The 18,847-nt window shown below is 41.4% G+C and carries 22 protein-coding genes and 1 pseudogene; 13 read left to right on the forward strand and 10 right to left on the reverse strand.

Going from position 1 to position 18,847, the window contains the following annotated elements; all coding sequences use genetic code 11:
* The 4 genes and pseudogenes from V7K30_RS07825 to V7K30_RS07840 all read left to right on the forward strand — a co-directional run bounded on the left by V7K30_RS07825 (nt 1) and on the right by V7K30_RS07840 (nt 1,525).
* Nucleotides 1-225 carry a type II toxin-antitoxin system HicB family antitoxin gene (locus V7K30_RS07825; protein WP_334998543.1) on the forward strand — a complete coding sequence of 75 codons (225 nt, stop codon included), beginning with the start codon at nt 1-3 and terminating at the stop codon, nt 223-225.
* 185 nt (nt 226-410) lie between these two features.
* Nucleotides 411-652 (forward strand): annotated as a pseudogene (locus tag V7K30_RS07830) (hypothetical protein).
* A 9-nt stretch (nt 653-661) separates the two neighbouring features.
* Nucleotides 662-811 (forward strand): hypothetical protein, encoded by a 150-nt coding sequence (locus V7K30_RS07835; protein ID WP_334998544.1) that lies wholly within the window; start codon nt 662-664, stop codon nt 809-811.
* Between the two features lie 237 nt (nt 812-1,048).
* Nucleotides 1,049-1,525, forward strand: a complete 477-nt coding sequence (locus V7K30_RS07840; RefSeq protein ID WP_334998545.1) for a hypothetical protein — start codon at nt 1,049-1,051, stop codon at nt 1,523-1,525.
* A 1,194-nt stretch (nt 1,526-2,719) separates the two neighbouring features.
* Here the strand turns inward: V7K30_RS07840 and V7K30_RS07845 are convergent.
* Complete coding sequence (locus tag V7K30_RS07845) at nt 2,720-4,066, reverse strand: NAD(P)/FAD-dependent oxidoreductase (RefSeq protein ID WP_334998546.1); 1,347 nt, start codon at nt 4,064-4,066, stop codon at nt 2,720-2,722.
* A gap of 708 nt (nt 4,067-4,774) precedes the next feature.
* Between V7K30_RS07845 and cysE the strand changes: the two genes are divergently transcribed.
* From cysE to V7K30_RS07880, 7 genes are all read left to right on the forward strand, one after another.
* Nucleotides 4,775-5,524, forward strand: coding sequence for a serine O-acetyltransferase (gene cysE, locus V7K30_RS07850; protein WP_334998547.1), 750 nt, complete (start codon nt 4,775-4,777; stop codon nt 5,522-5,524).
* A 58-nt stretch (nt 5,525-5,582) separates the two neighbouring features.
* Nucleotides 5,583-5,861 carry an Asr1405/Asl0597 family protein gene (locus V7K30_RS07855; protein ID WP_334998548.1) on the forward strand — a complete coding sequence of 93 codons (279 nt, stop codon included), beginning with the start codon at nt 5,583-5,585 and terminating at the stop codon, nt 5,859-5,861.
* 292 nt (nt 5,862-6,153) lie between these two features.
* Nucleotides 6,154-6,351, forward strand: coding sequence for a DUF2949 domain-containing protein (locus V7K30_RS07860; protein WP_334998549.1), 198 nt, complete (start codon nt 6,154-6,156; stop codon nt 6,349-6,351).
* Nucleotides 6,352-6,706: 355 nt separating this feature from the next.
* On the forward strand, nt 6,707-7,837 hold the full coding sequence (gene nifV / locus V7K30_RS07865) for a homocitrate synthase (protein WP_334998550.1): 1,131 nt from the start codon (nt 6,707-6,709) through the stop codon (nt 7,835-7,837).
* Nucleotides 7,827-8,114 (forward strand): nitrogen fixation protein NifZ, encoded by a 288-nt coding sequence (locus V7K30_RS07870; RefSeq protein ID WP_334998551.1) that lies wholly within the window; start codon nt 7,827-7,829, stop codon nt 8,112-8,114. Before nifV ends, V7K30_RS07870 begins: the two co-directional genes overlap by 11 nt.
* A complete protein-coding gene (gene nifT, locus V7K30_RS07875) occupies nt 8,089-8,292 on the forward strand; it encodes a putative nitrogen fixation protein NifT (RefSeq protein WP_196516559.1) in 204 nt (67 codons plus the stop codon). Before V7K30_RS07870 ends, nifT begins: the two co-directional genes overlap by 26 nt.
* A gap of 142 nt (nt 8,293-8,434) precedes the next feature.
* On the forward strand, nt 8,435-8,980 hold the full coding sequence (locus V7K30_RS07880) for a (2Fe-2S) ferredoxin domain-containing protein (protein WP_334998552.1): 546 nt from the start codon (nt 8,435-8,437) through the stop codon (nt 8,978-8,980).
* 210 nt (nt 8,981-9,190) lie between these two features.
* Here V7K30_RS07880 and V7K30_RS07885 read toward each other — a convergent pair whose 3' ends face one another.
* The 8 genes from V7K30_RS07885 to V7K30_RS07920 all read right to left on the reverse strand — a co-directional run bounded on the left by V7K30_RS07885 (nt 9,191) and on the right by V7K30_RS07920 (nt 15,378).
* Nucleotides 9,191-9,454, reverse strand: a complete 264-nt coding sequence (locus V7K30_RS07885; RefSeq protein ID WP_334998553.1) for a type II toxin-antitoxin system RelE family toxin — start codon at nt 9,452-9,454, stop codon at nt 9,191-9,193.
* On the reverse strand, nt 9,451-9,654 hold the full coding sequence (locus V7K30_RS07890; protein ID WP_334998709.1) for a hypothetical protein: 204 nt from the start codon (nt 9,652-9,654) through the stop codon (nt 9,451-9,453). Before V7K30_RS07890 ends, V7K30_RS07885 begins: the two co-directional genes overlap by 4 nt.
* 57 nt (nt 9,655-9,711) lie before the next feature.
* Nucleotides 9,712-9,960 carry a FitA-like ribbon-helix-helix domain-containing protein gene (locus V7K30_RS07895; protein WP_334998554.1) on the reverse strand — a complete coding sequence of 83 codons (249 nt, stop codon included), beginning with the start codon at nt 9,958-9,960 and terminating at the stop codon, nt 9,712-9,714.
* Nucleotides 9,961-10,246: 286 nt separating this feature from the next.
* Entirely contained in the window at nt 10,247-10,879 is a 633-nt protein-coding gene (locus V7K30_RS07900; protein ID WP_334998555.1) for a hypothetical protein, read from the reverse strand.
* Nucleotides 10,876-11,718 (reverse strand): ParA family protein, encoded by an 843-nt coding sequence (locus V7K30_RS07905; RefSeq protein WP_334998556.1) that lies wholly within the window; start codon nt 11,716-11,718, stop codon nt 10,876-10,878. Before V7K30_RS07905 ends, V7K30_RS07900 begins: the two co-directional genes overlap by 4 nt.
* A gap of 114 nt (nt 11,719-11,832) precedes the next feature.
* Entirely contained in the window at nt 11,833-11,982 is a 150-nt protein-coding gene (locus tag V7K30_RS07910; protein ID WP_442941050.1) for a hypothetical protein, read from the reverse strand.
* A 536-nt stretch (nt 11,983-12,518) separates the two neighbouring features.
* Entirely contained in the window at nt 12,519-13,463 is a 945-nt protein-coding gene (locus V7K30_RS07915) for a PEP-CTERM sorting domain-containing protein (protein ID WP_334998557.1), read from the reverse strand.
* A gap of 523 nt (nt 13,464-13,986) precedes the next feature.
* Nucleotides 13,987-15,378: a 1-acyl-sn-glycerol-3-phosphate acyltransferase gene (locus tag V7K30_RS07920; RefSeq protein ID WP_334998558.1), complete on the reverse strand. Its 1,392-nt coding sequence runs from the start codon at nt 15,376-15,378 to the stop codon at nt 13,987-13,989.
* Between the two features lie 248 nt (nt 15,379-15,626).
* On the opposite strand from V7K30_RS07920, the gene V7K30_RS07925 reads away from it, so the two are divergent.
* Nucleotides 15,627-17,441 carry a proline--tRNA ligase gene (locus V7K30_RS07925; RefSeq protein ID WP_334998559.1) on the forward strand — a complete coding sequence of 605 codons (1,815 nt, stop codon included), beginning with the start codon at nt 15,627-15,629 and terminating at the stop codon, nt 17,439-17,441.
* Between the two features lie 334 nt (nt 17,442-17,775).
* On the forward strand, nt 17,776-18,390 hold the full coding sequence (locus V7K30_RS07930) for a GerMN domain-containing protein (protein ID WP_334998560.1): 615 nt from the start codon (nt 17,776-17,778) through the stop codon (nt 18,388-18,390).
* 94 nt (nt 18,391-18,484) lie between these two features.
* Here the strand turns inward: V7K30_RS07930 and V7K30_RS07935 are convergent, their stop codons facing one another.
* A complete protein-coding gene (locus V7K30_RS07935) occupies nt 18,485-18,832 on the reverse strand; it encodes an ArsR/SmtB family transcription factor (protein ID WP_334811386.1) in 348 nt (115 codons plus the stop codon).
* Nucleotides 18,833-18,847 lie beyond the last annotated feature (15 nt).

Below are 18,847 nucleotides of genomic sequence, written 5' to 3' on the forward strand. Positions count from 1 at the left end.
ATGAAATATACAATCATGATTCAATGGTCACAAGAAGACCAATGTTATGTAGTTTTCTTACCTGAGTTTACGGATATAATGCAGCCTTGCACTCACGGAGAGACTTATGAAGATGCTCTGAAAAATGCTCAGGAAGTTTTAGAAATGCTGATTGAATCATCTTTAGCTGATGGTGAACCTCTACCAGAGCCTAAAACGCTAGGAAAGTATTTGGAAGTTGCATAAAATTTAGAAATCAAAAGGGTAGCAGATGAACACATCTGTAATATCATGTCCGCTTGATTGCTTATTAAACCCGAAGAACCCCACCCCGCCAAAGCTGTGCTTTGTCTCCCCTCCCGAAGAGCGGGGAGGGGTTGGGGGTGGGGTGCAATGACTGTGGGAATCATAACTAATTATCCGGACTTGATATAAATACCACCAAAGTCTACGACGAAATTATAGATTTTATTGCTGCTGGAACCACTCCCCAAAGTGTTATCGATTTCAAACTATCAGATGCAGCCAAAGACCGTTTAGAGGATTTAGTTTATCGGGCAAAAACTGAAGGTCTTACAGGAAGCGACAGCAAGAGTTAGATCATTTCCTCACGCTAGAGCATATTATGACTTTAGCAAAAGCAAGAGCTAATCAGTACGTTAACCCTAAGTAAGTATTCAAAATGCCTCGTCCATATATTAATGCAGAACTGCGGCGTTTAGTTTGCGATCGCGCCGCCCATCTATGCGAGTATTGTTTATATCGAGAAGGAGGCGGCTTAAGCTTTAATTACATCTGGTCAGTATCAGCGCTAAAACAGATAAATAAATAGTTTATGATGTGCGTAGGCGTTGGCGTCGCGTCTCGTAGAGAAGCCCGTTGTAGACATCGCTTGAAGAAATTGTTCGGGATAATCAATTAGCCAGTTGTATTGTGTGTGTTACGCAACGCTTTCACACCCTACTAAACTAAGAATCATAACAAAATGTGCGATCGCACCCACCAATGGGAATTCTATACTTAGCAACTATTGCTACTTCACCATTAGAACTCCCAAGGTAAATATACAATGTCCTATCAAAATATTGCAGCCACCCTTTCGCCACAAGATATCCAAGAAATTAAAGCCGCGTTACAGACAGTCCAAAAAAAGATGCCATTTCTGATTACTCTCAGCACTGAAGAACGGCGGAAGTTGCTAAAAATGGGCGATAAAAGCCTAGCCTTTGTAAACAATAGCGTCACTGCTGCTCAGTCTAACCGCGAAATTCTTCCAGCCACTTTTGATGTTGAAGAACTTGTCCGGGATTATCAATTAGCCACTGCGCTTACCGAACTTTTAATCTCAGTGCAACAACTCGCCGAACAAGTCGATGATACCCTAATGGCAGTCGGTAGTGAAGCTATGACTAGCAGTTTGACAGTTTATGATTACGTAAAGACAGCATCGAAAAAGACTCCAGGCTTAAAAACTGTCGCTGAACAGTTGGGCGAACGCTTTAAAGCTATCAAAGGTAGACCAACAAAAGCTGCGTCTGGTTCTTAATAAATTAAAACTCATTAATGAGCCTTTGATACTCATTAATGAGCCTTTGAACTCCATTAAAGAGTCTTTGATACTCATTAAAGAGTCTTTGATACTCATTAAAGAGTCTTTGAACTCCATTAAAGAGTCTTTGATACTCATTAAAGAGTCTTTGATACTCATTAATGAGTCTTTGATACTCATTAATGAGCCTTTGAACTCCATTAAAGAGCCTTTGATACTCATTAATGAGTCTTTGAACTCCATTAATGAGTGTCGAAAATTAAAATATTCAGCCCAGGTAAAGCTGATTTGTGCGCTAGTTGCTTCTTCCAGAGGGAGATGCTGCGCGTAGCTTGTTTCCCTGGAGGGGTATAATATCATGTCCGCATAATTAGTTACGATTCCCACAGTCATTGCACCCCACTCCGCCAAAGCTATGCTTTGTCTCCCCTCCCGAAGAGCGGGGAGGGGATTAAGGGGTGGGGTTCTTCGGGTTTAATAAGCAATCAAGCGGACATGATATAAGTGGGCAATTGTATGGAATACAGAGACCTAACCCCCAGCCCCTTCCCTACTAGCGTTGGGGAGTAAGATTCAAAGCCTCTCTCCTTTTAGGAGCTACGGTGTACACACAAGTCTTATAGAGTTGCCCCAGAGCCTTTTGATCCCCCCAACCTCCCTTAAAAAGGGGGGCAAAAGCCTCTTAAAGTCCCCCAATTTATCGGGGGATTTAGGGGGGATATCCAACGATTTTGGGTCTGTACAGAGATGTGTGTACACCGTAGCTTTTTAGGAGAGAGGAATGGAAGTGAGGTCAGAGCGTATTGTGTCCAAACGAGAAGCGCTATATATTTGGTTTTGTTGATTTCTAGCCAGTTGCAGAGCGGGAACTGAACCCTGTTGAGTGCTGTATCAATTATGTAGAGCTTTTCTACAGCACTCATTTGACAACTGGCATAGCTGGGACACCAGAAGCGGAAAGCTTTACCTTATCCATCGTACAACTTCTTCACTGTCCCGTTGTGTTGATATCTCCATTGAAACAGTAGCTCGAAGTTATGAAATGCCAAATTGCCAAAATTGCTTAGGGCGGTATTTCATCCCCATATTCTTTTCCTGGAACAGCAATCTTCGCCCAACATTTACCACCACGCGATACTCATCACTTCAATAACCTTGTACCATCATTGACTAATGCTGTGATACCTGAAGTTACAGAGGTGTCACAGAAGGCTCTTGCACCCTATCCTTAACAGTTTTTGGTTCTACAATAGCTTCTCGACCTGTAATCAATCTAGAGCGACGATTACGAGTGATATAATTCCATGCCCACTGAAATACTACTAGTAATTTAGTGTCAAACTCGATTAAGAAGTAGATGTGGACTAGTAGCCAAAATGCCCAAGCAATGAAACCTGTGAGTTTCATTAAGCCTAAATCTACAACAGCTAAATTTTGCCCAATCATCGCCAAACTACCTACATCGCTGTAACGAAATTGTGGCAAAGTCTTACCTTGAAGCCGTCGTTGAATTAATTTACCTACATATTCTCCTTGTTGTTTAGCTACAGGTGCAACACCAGGTAAGACTTTACTATCTTGGTGGGAGAAGTTGGCTAAATCTCCAATTACGAAAATGTTGTCATAACCCTCGATAGACAAGTCAGGTTCTACAATTACCCGCCCAGAGTAATCGCACTCTACACCTGTAGTTTCTGCTAAGACTTTCCCCATTGGGGAACCTTGGACACCTGCTGCCCACAATATAGTTTTTGAGGTAATTTCTGTAAATTCATTGCCTTGCTTGAAAGTAACAATATCACCTTCAATATTTGTCACTCTGGTGTGAGTGTGGAGTTCTATACCCAACTTTTGCAAAGATACTGCTGCTGATGCCGATAACTCTGGCGCCATGTGTGGGAGGATGCGAGGGCCGCCTTGTAATAGTAAAATTCTCGTTTCTGAGGTGTCGATGCTGCGGAAATCTTCTTTGAGAGTTTTGTATGCCAATTCTGCGATCGCACCTGCTAATTCTACACCAGTCGGGCCACCCCCCACAATCACAAAATTCAAGAAAGCACGCCGTTTTTCAGGATCGGTTTCTTTTTCTGCTGCTTCAAATGCGCCAAATATCCGACGACGCATTTCTATGGCATCTTCCACAGTTTTCAAACCAGGAGCAACCTTTTCCCAGTGATCTTTACCAAAATAAGAATGGTTAGCACCTGTGGCGACAATTAATGTATCATAAGGTACTATTTCATCGCCCAGAATAACTTGTTGCGCTTTTGGATCGATCTCATTTACTTCTCCCAACAACACTTTTGTATTCTTGCTTTTGCTAAATACAGATCGCAATGGTGCGGAAATATCAGAAGGTGATAGCGTACCTGTGGCAACTTGATATAAAAGCGGCTGAAATAGATGAAAGTTACGTTTATCAATGAGAGTAACATTTACATTCGCTGCATTCAGACCTTTTGCTGCATACAGTCCACCAAAACCACCACCAACAATAACAACCTGATGGGGTGCATTATTTTCAAGTGAAACTGCCATAAAAAAAATTTCCTTGTGTTAAGAATTTGTAACTATTCTTAACAGATATGTAACAGCATTATGATAGAGGTTGCTGTTTATTTAGAACAATTGAAAAAATGATGAAAGTATTCAAAGTTAGTTTCCAGCCATGTCAAAATATATATTCTGCAACTCGGCAAGCAGTTATATTTGCACTCATTGAAATGCTTTCCTTCAACACATCTACATCTATATAATAAGATATTCACAATGAGCGATAACTATATTTTGAAAGGTATATGTACATACAGACAGCAAATCCTAAGAGAAAATAAAGAAACCTGTCTTTCGCCTAACCAAATAATAGGATACTAATAGTAGTAGCAGATACAAAAAATCAATTTTTAGCCTCATCTAACTCGTCTTTGAGTGCATCTGAGTACAGCTTAATATATTGAAAAATATCTTGACTAAATCTTAGCAAAGGCTTACAGGTAAAGTTTCTTGTAGCGAGTACAGAAATTCTTAACCCCTGCCCCAAAAATACTAGTACCCCCATGATTAAATACTAGCGCCCCTAACCCCAGACAAATTTTAACTTTATGTTAAGTCGGGGTTTCGGCGTTTGAGTACAACCTTAATCAATCCAATAAATCCAATCAGCATTGGGTTTCCTATCGAGTTGGATGTCACCTGATATAAGCATAAAAATAGCAGATGACTCTTTCTACCAGATAGACATTACCGATGCAACAGTCTTTAGACAGTATTAGTGATTCCCAAACTACCAAAACGCAGGATTCTGCCCATACATCCATGCTTAAAAATTTACTCACTGGCGTTTTTTTTGAGCCATTATTGAGTGATTTTCGCATTATTTTTGAGCGCGATCCAGCAGCACGTAATTGGCTAGAGGTGGTGTTTTGCTATCCAGGATTGCACGCACTCTGTTTGCATCGTCTTGCTCACTGGTTAGATGGTCGAGGAGTAGGTTTTATCCCCCGTTTTATTTCTCACTTGGGGCGATTTTTGACCGGAATTGAAATTCACCCAGGTGCAGAGATTGGTCAAGGCGTGTTTATCGACCACGGAATGGGTGTTGTGATTGGCGAAACTGCGATCGTGGGCGACTATACACTGATTTACCAGGGCGTTACTCTTGGCGGAACTGGTAAAGAAACTGGTAAGCGTCATCCCACAGTGGGTAAAAATGCAGTGATCGGGGCGGGTGCGAAAGTTTTAGGTAATCTGCAAATTGGCGATCGCGTCCGCATTGGCGCAGGTTCCATTGTCTTGCGGAATATCCCCAGTGATTGCACTGTGGTGGGAGTTCCCGGTCGAATTATTTCCCGAAATCAAAGCGCCAGCCATTCTCCTTTAGAACATGGAAAGCTAACCGATATGGAAGCAACCGTGATTCGTTCTTTGCTCTCGCGCATTGAACAACTCGAAAAACAACTGCAAACTTTAAGACAGGAGTTAGGAGTTAGGAGTTAGTAATTATTCTTTCTCATCTCCCTTATCCCCCTCATCTACCCCACTCCCCTTTGCCAAAATGAGAAAATTAAACGCCTCACAACTTAATTCCGACCCTTTAGGCGATCAAGTTTTGCAGATTCCTTTGAGCGATCGCTGGCGAATCTATCACCGTTTGCAAGAGTTAAAAATTAAGAGTTCCTGTCCCCCCGATGGTTCTTTACGAGTGCAAGTGAACAATTTGCTAGAAGTAATTCTAATTCGCAGTACAGTTATGCAATTTCTTGCCTCTCGTCACGAATTATTAGAGTGGCTAGAGCGTTGCTGGCATTACAGTGATGAGCAGAGACGCGATTAATCGCGTCTGTTCAAGACAGCATTAATCTTCAATTCATGACGCAAGCACTGCATTTCATACTTTTTGTTCATAGATGCACAAAACTCGAATAGGTTTAGAAGTTGAAGCTACTGTCGCCTAGCAGATTTTGTTGCAGACTGAGAGGGATTAGCCGAGTTTTAGATTTTGTTTAGTTTCCTAAATCTGAAATTTCCCTGACATATAGCGACAATTAAAAAGGCGAAATTACCAAATAAAATTGGAATTTCTGATTTTTAATGATTTCCCAAATTAATAAATTGAAAGTTCGACTATGCCGACTCGTAACAGAGATATAAAACTCCTCAATTTTCTGCACAATGAACTTGAACTTTCAAATGCCGATATTGCTGTAGCTCTGCGACACCGTGAATTAGAAAATGGCCCACTACCGATGCTCCTCTGGCAGTATGGTTTAGTTGACTTGGAGCAGCTAGGAAAGATTTTTGACTGGCTAGCAGAACAAAGTTAGCTAATTTGTACCCATTACCTGCCTAAATTACACCCCAATGCTCTAGAAAATCTGAGGTTACTAAGATGATTACATCCTTAATTGCTGGATTTTGTATTTTACTTTGTTCCGGATTTGCTAATAGTTATATTAGCTCATTGCTACTCGAACAAAATTCAACTGACATCGGTAAAAACAATTAGTAAATTATACATGGTTTTAGTTCTTTGTCATACAGATGTGATGCTAATAATGCGGCAATAATTAAGGATCATGTATCCTACATTATGAATTGTGATATTTTTAGCATTTGCCATCGCTGGGGATTGTAGAGAGAAAGGATATTAAGAATACTTCCAAAAGAGGGATATTTGCAATGAATCAAATCATAATTAATGACACTACATTACGTGATGGCGAACAAGCAGCAGGTGTTGCCTTTACCCTAGAAGAAAAAGTAGCGATCGCTAAGTTTCTCGATGCCATTGGTATTCCTGAATTAGAAGTCGGTATACCGGCAATGGGTGACGAAGAAACACGTGCTATAGCCGCAATTTCTGACTTGGGTTTGCAAGCAAAACTCCTGGGCTGGAACCGCGCTGTCATCTCAGATATTAAGGCTTCTATCGCTTGCGGTCTGAATCGGGTGCATATTGCCATTCCCGTCTCTGGTATCCAAATCGCCGCCAAATTCCACGGTCAATGGCGAGTCAGTTTACAAAAACTCAAAGACTCCATCAGCTTCGCCCTCGATCAAGGTCTTTGGGTAGCAGTCGGCGGAGAAGATTCTTCTAGGGCTGATGAAAACTTCCTCTTAGATGTAGCGCTTTATGCCCAAGAATGGGGTGCATCCCGGTTCCGCTTCTGCGACACCGTAGGAGTTCTCGACCCTTTCACCACCTACACCAAGGTCAAACGGCTAGTTTCAGCTTTGATGATTCCCCTAGAAATCCATACCCACAATGATTTTGGTCTGGCAACTGCCAACGCCCTTGCGGGTATCAAAGCCGGAGCATCATCAGTGAATACCACAGTCAACGGATTAGGTGAAAGGGCGGGAAATGCAGCTTTAGAAGAAGTTGTGATGGCTATCAAACGCATCTACGGCGTTGATTTGGGCATTGATACTCCCAGTTTGCTGGAACTGTCTCAACTAGTTGCAGCCGCATCCGGTGCAACTGTACCACCTTGGAAGGCGATCGTCGGCGAAAATACTTTTGCTCACGAATCTGGCATCCATGCTCACGGAGTACTGCAAAACCCCATTACCTACGAACCATTTGCTCCTGAAGAGGTGGGTTGGGAACGGCGTTTAGTATTAGGTAAACATTCTGGACGGCATTTGGTTTCAAACTTGCTAGAGCAGCATGGAATTTTCTTGAACTCCCAAGAAACCCAGTCTGTTTTAGATGCAGTGCGCCATAAATCGGTACAGAAAAAACGCAGTTTGACGACAGAAGAACTATTAAATTTGGTCAGAGAACAGAGGTATTCTCATGCAACGTGATGAATTAGAACTAAACTTGCCACCTGCTTTTGAAATTGGTGAAAAAGTCAGAGTTCGTAAACTGCTCAAAAACGATGGTACTTTTCCTGGTAAGGAAGTCGGCCAAGTTTTAGTAAACAAGGGAGATATGGGCTACATATCGAGTATAGGCACATATTTGCAGACTTCCTATATCTATGCTGTGCATTTCTTAGAAACAGGGTTCGTCGTCGGCTGTATGAAAAAAGAACTAGAATCTGTTGAGGAATCTCATGAAAGTAATGCTACGCATGAATGACGCCGGCACTTTAGTAGTTTACGTTGCTAAAAAAGACCTGGAAGAAGAAGTCGTCAAACAAACCGATGGAAATGATGGTAAGATTCTCACCCTAGCAAATGGTTGGGAATTGGAATTTAGTGAATTGCCAGATGCAGCCAATTTACCCAAAACTGTAGAAGCTAAACGCCTCGCTTAAAAAATGGGGAGTGGGGAGTGGGGAATGGGGAGTAGGGAGTTATGATTCTTAACTTTTAACTCCTAACTTCTAATTTTTAATTCCCCACTCCCTACTCCCTACTCCCTACTCCCTACTCCCCACTCCTAACTTTTTATCAATCATGGGTAACAAGTATTTAACGTTATCAGAATTGAACCTTGAGGGACAGTTACTAGGTTTTGTTGGTGGTGAACCAGGAAAATATAAATACATGCAATTGGCAGTTCCATCTGGAAATGTGGAAATTAAACTGCCTAAAGAGTTACGCCGTTCTTTAAGTTCATCCTTAGTTCCTGGTCAGCAAATTCGCGTTTGTGGTCATAGTAAGTTAGACTCGCGCACAAGTAAAATTAAAATTAAAGCCTATCGGGTGACACCAATTGATGCGTGTCCAAATCAAGATTTACCACTCCAACCCAAAGCGAGGATTATGGTGTGTCAAAAGGGCGGTTGCCTCAAGCGTGGTGGTAAAGGTTTATTATCAGAATTAGAAAAAACTTTGTGCGATCGCGGTTTGTCAGACAAAGTTACCATTGAACATACTAGTTGCCAAAAATGCTGTAGCAGCGCCCCCAACTGTGTTTTACAGATTGGTAAAAAGAAATACAAGAATATTCATCCAGATGCGATCGCATCTTTGCTAGAAAATCATTTGACTCAAGAGTAATAAGCTTCTCTAGCTATTCTTCAAATAATACACAACTTTGTAGGGGTAAAATTTTACCCCTACAAAGTTGTTGGTATCGTCTGTGTAGCACCGTAATTATTCACTCCCCCCCCTGCAAAATGGTCGAAACCCCTGATTTATCGTTGAGAGGTAGAAGGGAGTGTGAAAGGTTACATAGCACCCTTGTCAAAGGCTAAGTTATAACTGCTGCTACTCATCTCGATAAACATCTCTTCGATGTCCGACTCTGACAACTTTAACTATCAATACATCATCTTTAATCTCATATAAAACACGATAATTACCAACACGAATACGATATTGATTCTCAGTATTTTCTAGCTTGACAACGCCGCTAGGACGGGGATTATCAGCCAAGTCTAAAATTTTCTCGTTAATTCTATCTCGAATATCAGTAGATAATTTTTTTAATTGTTTTACAGCCCTGTTTGAAATTTCTATTTGATAGGTCACGATTCTAATTCTTGTTTGTATTGTTCCCAAGTAATAGTAGGTTCATTTTCCGCTTCTTCAAAGGCTTTAATATCCTCTTCATCCTCTGCTTTCCTAATATCTAACAGTTCTAACACATCTTCTAAAGTGTCTTCATAAGCTTGTTCTAGTCTTTTATTAATTGCTTTTAACAACTCTTGTCTTTTCGTTGTGGTTTCCATCATTAACCTCTGCAACTGCAAAATTTGTAATTTTCGGATATTAGATATCAATAATAATCATTCTTCAAAGGTTGATCCGGTGCGAATAGGTTCTCTATTGATTTCCGGTAATTCAAAGTCTCCCACATTCGCAAAACGCTGCTCAAGCATAGTAGCTAAGTTGAAGAGATGTTCCTGATTTTCTGCTAGAGCCAGACGAAGAATTTCTCTAGCTTCTTCTTCGAGAAAACGACCATGTTTTTCGGCTCGTTTTTGTAAACGAGATTTTATGTCATCATCAAGATTAGATATAGTAATATTGTTCAAAATTAATTGATAGCATCTTTATGTCAATTTACATTATAGCTTGTATACAGGCTATAATCGGTTATAATTGCTCTTTTCCGCTGATCCTAGTATCCTCTCAATGTGAAATCAGCGGACGTTTATTCATAGATTTTGACTATAAATTGTCATGCTAGACTACAACACACCTGAGTATCTTCCTTCCTCAGAAGAGAGAGCTACCTTGCTCCGACGATACCCGTGTGGATAATGAACTACAAAACCGAGAACGTTTTGATGAATTGCCTGAATAGATAACTCACTCAATTCAGTCTTCTTGTTTTGTTTGCCGTTCTTTATCTAAAATTATATTTGCCCAAGCTTCAAGACTACGATCGTCTTGGGGCAAAACTGGCATCAGTCCATCAAGTTTTGTCTTTAATTGCTTAATATTCAAAGATAATAAATCCTTGATAAGAGGAATGATTGCCTTGTTGCGAGAGGTTGCCTTTATTGTTGATAAGCCTGTATCGGATGCAAAATTCCGAATATCTTGCAGATTAGGTAAGAGAGTTTTGTTCATCAGGCTATGATAAAGTTTGACAAGCAATGCTGATTTCTCAGGATCTGTTTTCTCTAGCTCCTTTAAGAATGGCGGATAAGAGCCACTTGCAGGTAAACTGCCTTTTGCTGACTGACTTTCTTTTTGTTGAGATGTTTTAGCTTTTTTGGTTAATGATGAGCGAGGTGTTTTCAAGTTTTGATTACTTGCTGTTGGCTTTATTTGCTGAGTTATACCTATTGAACTTATTGTGTTCGTACTTGAGAGAACCGAAACTAAGTGTTCTATAACTTTTGGCGAGGACAGAAGTTCAGCAAGACTCTTAGAAAACTCTGGACTGTGCTTTTTGAGCAGTTTAGCAATTTCTATTAGTAGTTCAAATTCTGGTTTATCTGTCACAGACTAATCCTCTTAGCAAATTCTTCTGCAAAGTTCATAAAACGTGCTTTTTGAACTGTACGAGCATATGAAGTGTTAATAATAGGCTTACCCTCTCTTGCACCTTTAGGAAATGATTTAGAGTAAGGAACCTCTGCTTGAAATACATACCAACCCTGTTTAGAAGCTAAATCTCGCACCATGTTTTTTGATAGTTGTTCTTCTGGATAATAATTCTCTGCGGCATTAAAAACCACTCCCGCAAGGCTCAAATTATGCTCCTCATTTTCGTTCTTGAAATCATTCATGGAATTTACCAAAAGAGGGAGTCCAATAGCAGAAAGATACTCTGGCTTTACTGGAACTAGCAGATAGTCACTGGCAAGATACGCAGCTGTAGTCAAGACTGACTCAGTTGGAGCACAGTCAATTAGTATCAAATCATATTCATTGTCTATCTTGGCAAGTATTTTGGAAAGTTGTCTCTCCTTTTGTGCAGGATTCTTCAGGGAGAAAGCGAGTTCAAGTCTTGAGGGGATAAGGTCTATCCTGCTGTTAGTGACAAAAGTAACAACATTATGAATAGGTTTGTGTGGCTCAATAATTTTACTAAGTCCTATAGGTGTGCGTGTGTTCTGTTCCAAAATATCCCATGTAGTTGGCTTTCCACTATCAAGTATTGCCTTATACTTACTCACGCCAAGTAGGTATTGGCTTGCATTGAACTGTGGGTCAAGATCAACAACCAAAACTTTCTGTGACCAATGTCTGTATGCAGCAAAGTGCCAAGCAAGATTAACAGTGAGGGTTGACTTGCCAACGCCACCCTTCATATTGATAATGGAAACTTTTTTAGCCATGTATAATCCTTTTAAGGTTTAGAAGATGTATCGTTTTCTGATGTATCAAATCTAATTGTATATATAGAAACATAAGATTTGAGGTATCTGAAGCAATTGTCCTCACCATCCTTTTCAGATCAATCCTTCCAACACGTGCTGCAAATTATTCGTCACATCAGCAACAGCTTGCCTAGCACCCAAACGATTTTCCTTATACGCCGGGTAACGCTCGAAAATAGATATGGGTTCACCCACAGGAATTTTGACTTTTTGTTTATCCAATTGTAGATGCTGTAACGATAGCAACGACAATTGGATAAACAACTTTTGCAGCGTTACTGGGAACCTTTTGGTGAATTACCCGATTGATGCTTTGTCGGATAAAAAGTTAAAGGAAATTAAATATGTATTATCCAGAACCCTTGTAGAGACGTACACTGCTACGTCTCTACATTATTTTTCGGATATGTCATCAGTATGACACAGCTATATCTAGAGCTTGCAGAATAACTAGCGGCTTGTCTGCTTGCGTTTGACAAATCTTATGAGCGTTACCGAGATTGTTTGGAGAATTGCCTGAGTAGTTTTTGTATTTGATAACTCTCTGAGATAAAAAATGCCCTTACTTTCTAGTAAGAGCATTGAAATTTAATTATTTAATGTTGAGTGGGGAAATCTATAGAGATTGAGATACTTTTAGCTTAAGCTTTATCCAAAATTCCATTCCTCCAGCGATCATTTTTTTTGAGAAAAATGTAGTCTTTTCTCTTGTCCATAATCACTGAAGATAAATCAAGCCCTATTGCTGCGAATAGTCTCTACCCAATTGCTACGCTAATTGATTTCTTGCGGCGCTTGCTGCCAGCTAAAGCCAGACCGACGATTCCTAAACCAGCGAGACTAGCAGGCTCAGGAGTCGATTGGACAATACCAGATTTCTTGAATTCAAATGCAATGGTTTGTGTGCCGTTGAATTTGTTGGCATCATAGCCAGTGGTTAGCAACTGCTGCGTTACATCCCCCTGTGCTAGAAACGAGATTCCATTAAGATATTTTCCAGAGTCGATGACATTGAGATTAAATGTATTGTCCTTGCCGTTATTGGTAAAGTAACTACTGGTCAAATCACCATAACCGACAACACCACCACCTTGTTTTACCTGAGTTTCGTAAGAAATCCATCCATCTCCTGCCAAACCACCATATCCAACACTGTAGCCTTCTTTGCTATCAGTAACTGTCTTTGCCTGAACACCACTATAAACACCTAGTTGTTGGACTCCTGAAGCATTCACTGAGGAGAAGTGAATACCAAACAAATCCCCGCTGCTCATAGCATTTTCAAAGGTCTTACCTGCCATGTTGAAGAATAAATCACCATATCCAATCTGACCACCTAGAGCACCCCCTTCAGCCTCTCCTGTTAACTTCATATTGCCATTGATTGCCACAATGACGCTGGTAGCAGTTTCTTTGATAGCCATACCAGAGATATCGTAGGGATTTACTGTCCCTGGTGCGGCCCCAACCCAGTAGTTCCCGTTCATCCCATCTTTGTTTGAATCAAGTGCATACTGCCAGCCACTAGCATCAGTGGGGGTTTGACCCATAAAAAGACCGGTAGTGTCGTTCATACACTCCAAAGATATACTAAATGCTGTTCCCTTTAAGTCGGAAGCATATGCTCCTTGACCAGCCACAAAGAAGATTCCAAAAGTAGCAACGCCAATCTTCAGTAAATTGAATAAGCTTTGAGTTTTCATTATTTATAACTTGATTTAGAGAATCATAATTTCCTGGACTTCTCTATTTGTAATTGAAATTACAAAAACAGAAAAGCGTGATTATTCTGAAAATAGAATCTGGATAAGTTAACGGTAATTTTATAAAAATCAAAGAACCAATTACATATTTAGTGAAAATTGCTTTTAGTTTACCTAATTGTATTCAATGTGAAATAGGAGTAAAGCCAAGTAGGCCTAGTAGCCTAAGATTTTTTGCACCCTTTTACTTAGATAGGGTTGAAAAATTTTTGGGTTTGTCTAAGCTTAATAAACCATATTCCGCCAGCATGTCCGTACAGGGCATCTAAACCCGCGATCGCTAGAAGTTTGTTGTCTGCATTGATCTACTTGAGAAAGTAATATCCGATTCGGATGAACACTTGGGCATTTACCTTCCACTCTTGCTAGTTAAGGGAGTCAGGAGCCAGAGATCGAAATCAATAAGCCTCCTGCCGACTGACACCTTTATTCTGGTTCCTACCTAAAGATGCAACCCTCCTAATCAAATCAAACCTTCCATCGCGTGTTGTAAATCATTCGTTACATCAGCAACAGCTTGCCTAGCAGCCAAGCGATTCCCTTGATACGCCGGGTAGCGCTCAGAAACAGATATCGGTTCACCCACAGTAATTTTGACTTTTTGCTTACCCAATTGGGGACGCTGTACAGCTTTATTGCCTTTGATTTTAGCGATCATCTGCCATAAAATTAGAGTTGTCTCAGCAAACCTTTCTACCGTTGGATTTTCACGAATATAATTACCCGAAACTGCCACAAAACTTTCTACTAAACGCATATGCCACATCCGCGCATTCGCTTCTTCCGCAACGCGATCGCCTAAAGCTCTTTCGACAGCAGATATTCCTTTTACATCCTTAAAATCTTCTCTAAATATATAATTCCAACCGGCTTGTTCTACTCGCTGACATCGATCCCTTAAACTACCTTTTGGCTGCAAATCAAAATACTGTTCTGATATTTGTAGTGCTGCATTTAATAAAGCTTGTAAACGAACTGCTAACGCTTCATTTCTATCTTCAATTTCTCCTACTACTATTTTGGCATCCGGCAGCTTTTGATGATAAAAGCGGGTGTAAAATTGTTCCATCAGCGAAAGTAAATGCTCTGCCAAAGTCAACAACCGGGGATAAAGCGACTCCACTGAAGCAAGATTACCTTGTTCTGGTGCATTCACAGGTAAACCACTAGCCGCTTCTAATTCACTTAAAAGATTTGCGATCGCATCCCAAGGAGCATCAACGTAACTATATTTAATCCCAACTGGTACAATTAAAACCTGTTGGTCGCGTCCAGCTTTGTGCAAATCTTCAGCACACCAAAAGCCTAATTGGGCGATACCTGGTTCTAAGGGGCTAATATTCTCTGATAAACCATTGGTAGCACCTTCTGGCGCAGCAGCCATCGGGAATTTTCCATTGGCAAACAAATCACGCGCCGAACGTAACCCTGTCCAGTCAGCTTTACCCCGCTGAATCGGAGTCCCACCTAAATGAGACATGATCCAGCCAACGTAGGAACCTGCCCATAGAGGAATGCCGCGATCGTAGATAAAATGAGCGTGAATCGGAAATTCTAGCGCTGTGCCTTGCGATCGTGCTACCTTTGGCACCAGTTGAGACAACAAGTAGCCTAAACAAAGCGGATCGTCTGTTTTAGGATGGCGAAATGCCAGCATAAAACGGATCTTACCCTCCTGAAACTGGCGATAGACATCTACCAGAACCTCTACGTTGTCTGCTTCAATTTGGGTAATAGCTGTTTGCCAGTTTATCCAACTGGGTAGCAACAGATGGACAACTCGTAGTAATAAGGGGTTAAACGCCGGAGGAATAAATTCTAAGGGTGCTTGTGCTTGATAAATTACATCTGCCAAAGTAGTTTCTCCTAAGTGACTGGGGATTGGGGATTGGGAACTAGTATATTTTTACTCAGCACTTTTTCAAGTAGATCCCTATGTACTTGGTACATAAAGAAGGATGAAAATCTCTCTTGTCTAGCCCTTAGCTCCTAACCTGTAAGTAAAAATGAAAAAGAAATAACGCTGTGTACTTTGTACTTCATCCTTAATACTTCATACTTTAGTTGACATAGAAATTAGTGATCAAAGAAAGGCTATAAACGATGCGACTGTCACAAATGTTATTCGTTACACTCCGGGATGATCCAGCTGATGCTGAGATTCCTAGCCATAAATTATTACTCCGTGCAGGTTACATTCGTCGCATCGGTAGTGGTATCTATGCTTATCTCCCGCTAATGTGGCGGGTACTACAAAAAGTTTCCCAGATTGTGCGGGAAGAAATGAACGCTACAGGCGCACAAGAATGTCTTTTACCACAATTACAACCCGCTGATTTATGGAAGGAATCGGGACGCTGGGACACTTACACCAAAGCTGAAGGGATTATGTTTTCCCTAATCGATCGCCGTGAGCAACAATTAGGATTAGGCCCAACTCATGAAGAAGTAATCACAGCGATCGCTCGTGATATGATTCGCTCTTATCGCCAGCTACCACTACATCTCTACCAAATTCAAACCAAATTCCGCGATGAAATTCGTCCCCGCTTTGGTTTGATGCGCGGACGGGAATTTATCATGAAGGACGGCTACTCTTTCCATGCCGATGAAGCCAGCCTCAAAGAAACTTACCAGGATATGTATAAAGCGTACAGCAATATTCTGCGGCGTTCTGGTTTAGCTTTTCGGGCAGTGGAAGCTGATTCTGGGGCAATTGGTGGTTCTGGTTCCACAGAATTTATGATTTTGGCGGAAGCTGGTGAAGATGAAGTTCTCTACACTGAGGATGGCAAATACGCCGCTAACGTAGAAAAGGCTGTTTCTTTACCAATTGATGCTGAAACCTCACGGTTTACAACCTATGAGAAACGCGATACACCTGGAACAGAGACGATTGAAAAGGTCTGTCAACTCCTCAACTGTTCTCCCACTCAATTGGTGAAAAATGTCCTTTATCAGACAGTTTATGATAACGGTATAACAGTGTTGGTTTTGGTGAGCATCCGAGGCGATCAGGAAGTTAATGAAGTCAAGTTGCAAAATGAATTGACTAAATTAGCTTCTGAATATGGCGCTAAAACTATTATTAGCTTGAATGTACCAAATCTAGAAGCACAGCAAGCATGGACAGCGAAATCTCTACCTTTAGGCTACATTGCGCCAGACATCGCAGATGAGTATATTACTGCTAATAAACAGATTCATCCCAAGTTTTTGCGCTTGGTGGATCAAACAGCCGTTGATTTAAAAAACTTTGTTACAGGCGCGAATGAAGCTGGCTATCACGTAGTTGGTGCTAATTGGGGTGGGCAATTTAAAGTACCAGAGCGAGTAGTAGATGTGCGGAAGGCAAGACCAGGCGATCGCGCCATCCACAACCCAGAACAAACCTTACAAAGCGCCCGTGGAATAGAAGCAGGTCATATCTTCCAATTAGGCACTAAATATTCCCAAGCGATGGGTGCAACTTATACCAATGAACAGGGTGAAGAAAAGCCGCTATTGATGGGTTGTTTTGGTGTAGGTGTGTCACGATTGGCACAAGCCGCCGTAGAGCAATCTTACGATAAAGATGGGATTATTTGGCCAGTTGCGATCGCACCCTACCACGCGATCATCACAATTCCCAACATTAAGGATGCTCAACAAGTCGAAATCGCCCAAAAACTTTACACAGAACTTAATCAAGCGGGGATTGAAACCCTACTCGATGACCGCGATGAACGTGCGGGAGTGAAATTTAAAGATGCTGACTTAATTGGCATCCCTTACAGAATTGTAACCGGGCGGGCGATCGCTAATGGCAAAGTCGAAGTTGTAGAAAGAGCCACCCGTAAATCGCAAGAAATTGTCATTGATGAAGTTGTCTCTACACTCAAACAGTGGATTACCGCCGCAATTCAGGTAAAAAATTAAACAGCAAGATTTACGCAGAGGAATAAATACTTTACTTTGCGTTCCTCTGCGTTTTCCAGCCTGCGGCAAGCCGCAAAAGCGTCTACAGCGTTCCTTTGCGTTGTAAATTTAATCATCTCCAGAAAGAATGAGATTTACATAATTTGGCAGGTGACGGATTAGAAATAAAAATTCTAAAATTGAGTCAGGGACTTGCAGAATTAAAAATAATCGCATTTTGACACATAAAGTTTCCTCCAGGTTGTGGGAAACTCTCCACTTGTAAGTATCGTCCTTAACCAGGCTGCTCCTCACATAACTACCATATCAGCCCTCAGTCAGGAAGGTTTTGAACATGAAAGACCAACAAGGATCTAATCGTATTTCTTCAGGCGTAATTGCAGCCGTCTCAGCAGCGGTTATAGCGGTGGGTGGCGGTGTAGCTTGGTTTACTTCACACTCCAGCAATACTCCCACAGCCTCAAGCCCCTCTGAGCGAATCGTTCAGCCAGCACAGCCATCAACTAAGCAGCCAGGTAATGAGAAAACTGCTAACGTTTATTGGCTCACACCAAAAGACAAAAATGTTGCTTTGGTTCCCCAGCCTGTAAAAGTGGCTTCTGTACTACCCAACCAGGCTTTAGAAGCAGCTTTTCAAAGTTTGTTAGCAGGCCCACCAACACCAGGAACAGGTTCCACAACTATCCCCAAAGGAACTAAGCTGTTGGGGCTGAAGTCAGAAAATGACGAGGTTCACGTTAATTTATCCGAAGATTTTACCAGCGGTGGTGGTAGCACCTCAATGATGGGCCGCGTAGGACAAGTTGTTTATACTGCGACAACTTTAAATCCAAAAGCCAAGGTGTACATTGACGTGAACGGCAAACCGTTGGATGTTTTAGGCGGTGAGGGTCTAGAGTTAGAACAACCGCTAACTCGTGAAAGCTTTCAGAAAAATTATCCACTTTAAAAAAGTTAGGAGTTAGAAGAGACGCGATTAATCGCGTCTGTACAGGAGTGAGGAGTTTTAACTCATAACTCATAACTCATAACTCTTATGAAGCTTACCGATTGCTATTTAACACACGAAAGTTACGGGCTTGCTGTTCTAACCTTGTGGCGAGGCGATCGCAAACCCGATTACACAAATCAAAAATCATTTGATCTTCCACCCGGTAATAGGCGCAAGTTCCTTCACTGCGGCGGCTAAGGATACCTGCTTGCCACATTACCTTCAGGTGTTTTGACACATTTGCCTGAGAAGTCTGTGTTGCCTCTACCAACTCTTGCACGCATTTTTCTTCATCCCGTAGTAAGTGTAGTAACCGCAGGCGCATCGGCTCACTTAAAAGGCTGAAGTATTCAGCTACTTGTTGCACCACTTCTGGTGGTAAAGGCAACGTTTGTTTCATCAGGGTTGACCCGCA

It is taken from the genome of Nostoc sp. (assembly GCF_036917655.1).
GTDB lineage: Bacteria > Cyanobacteriota > Cyanobacteriia > Cyanobacteriales > Nostocaceae > Nostoc.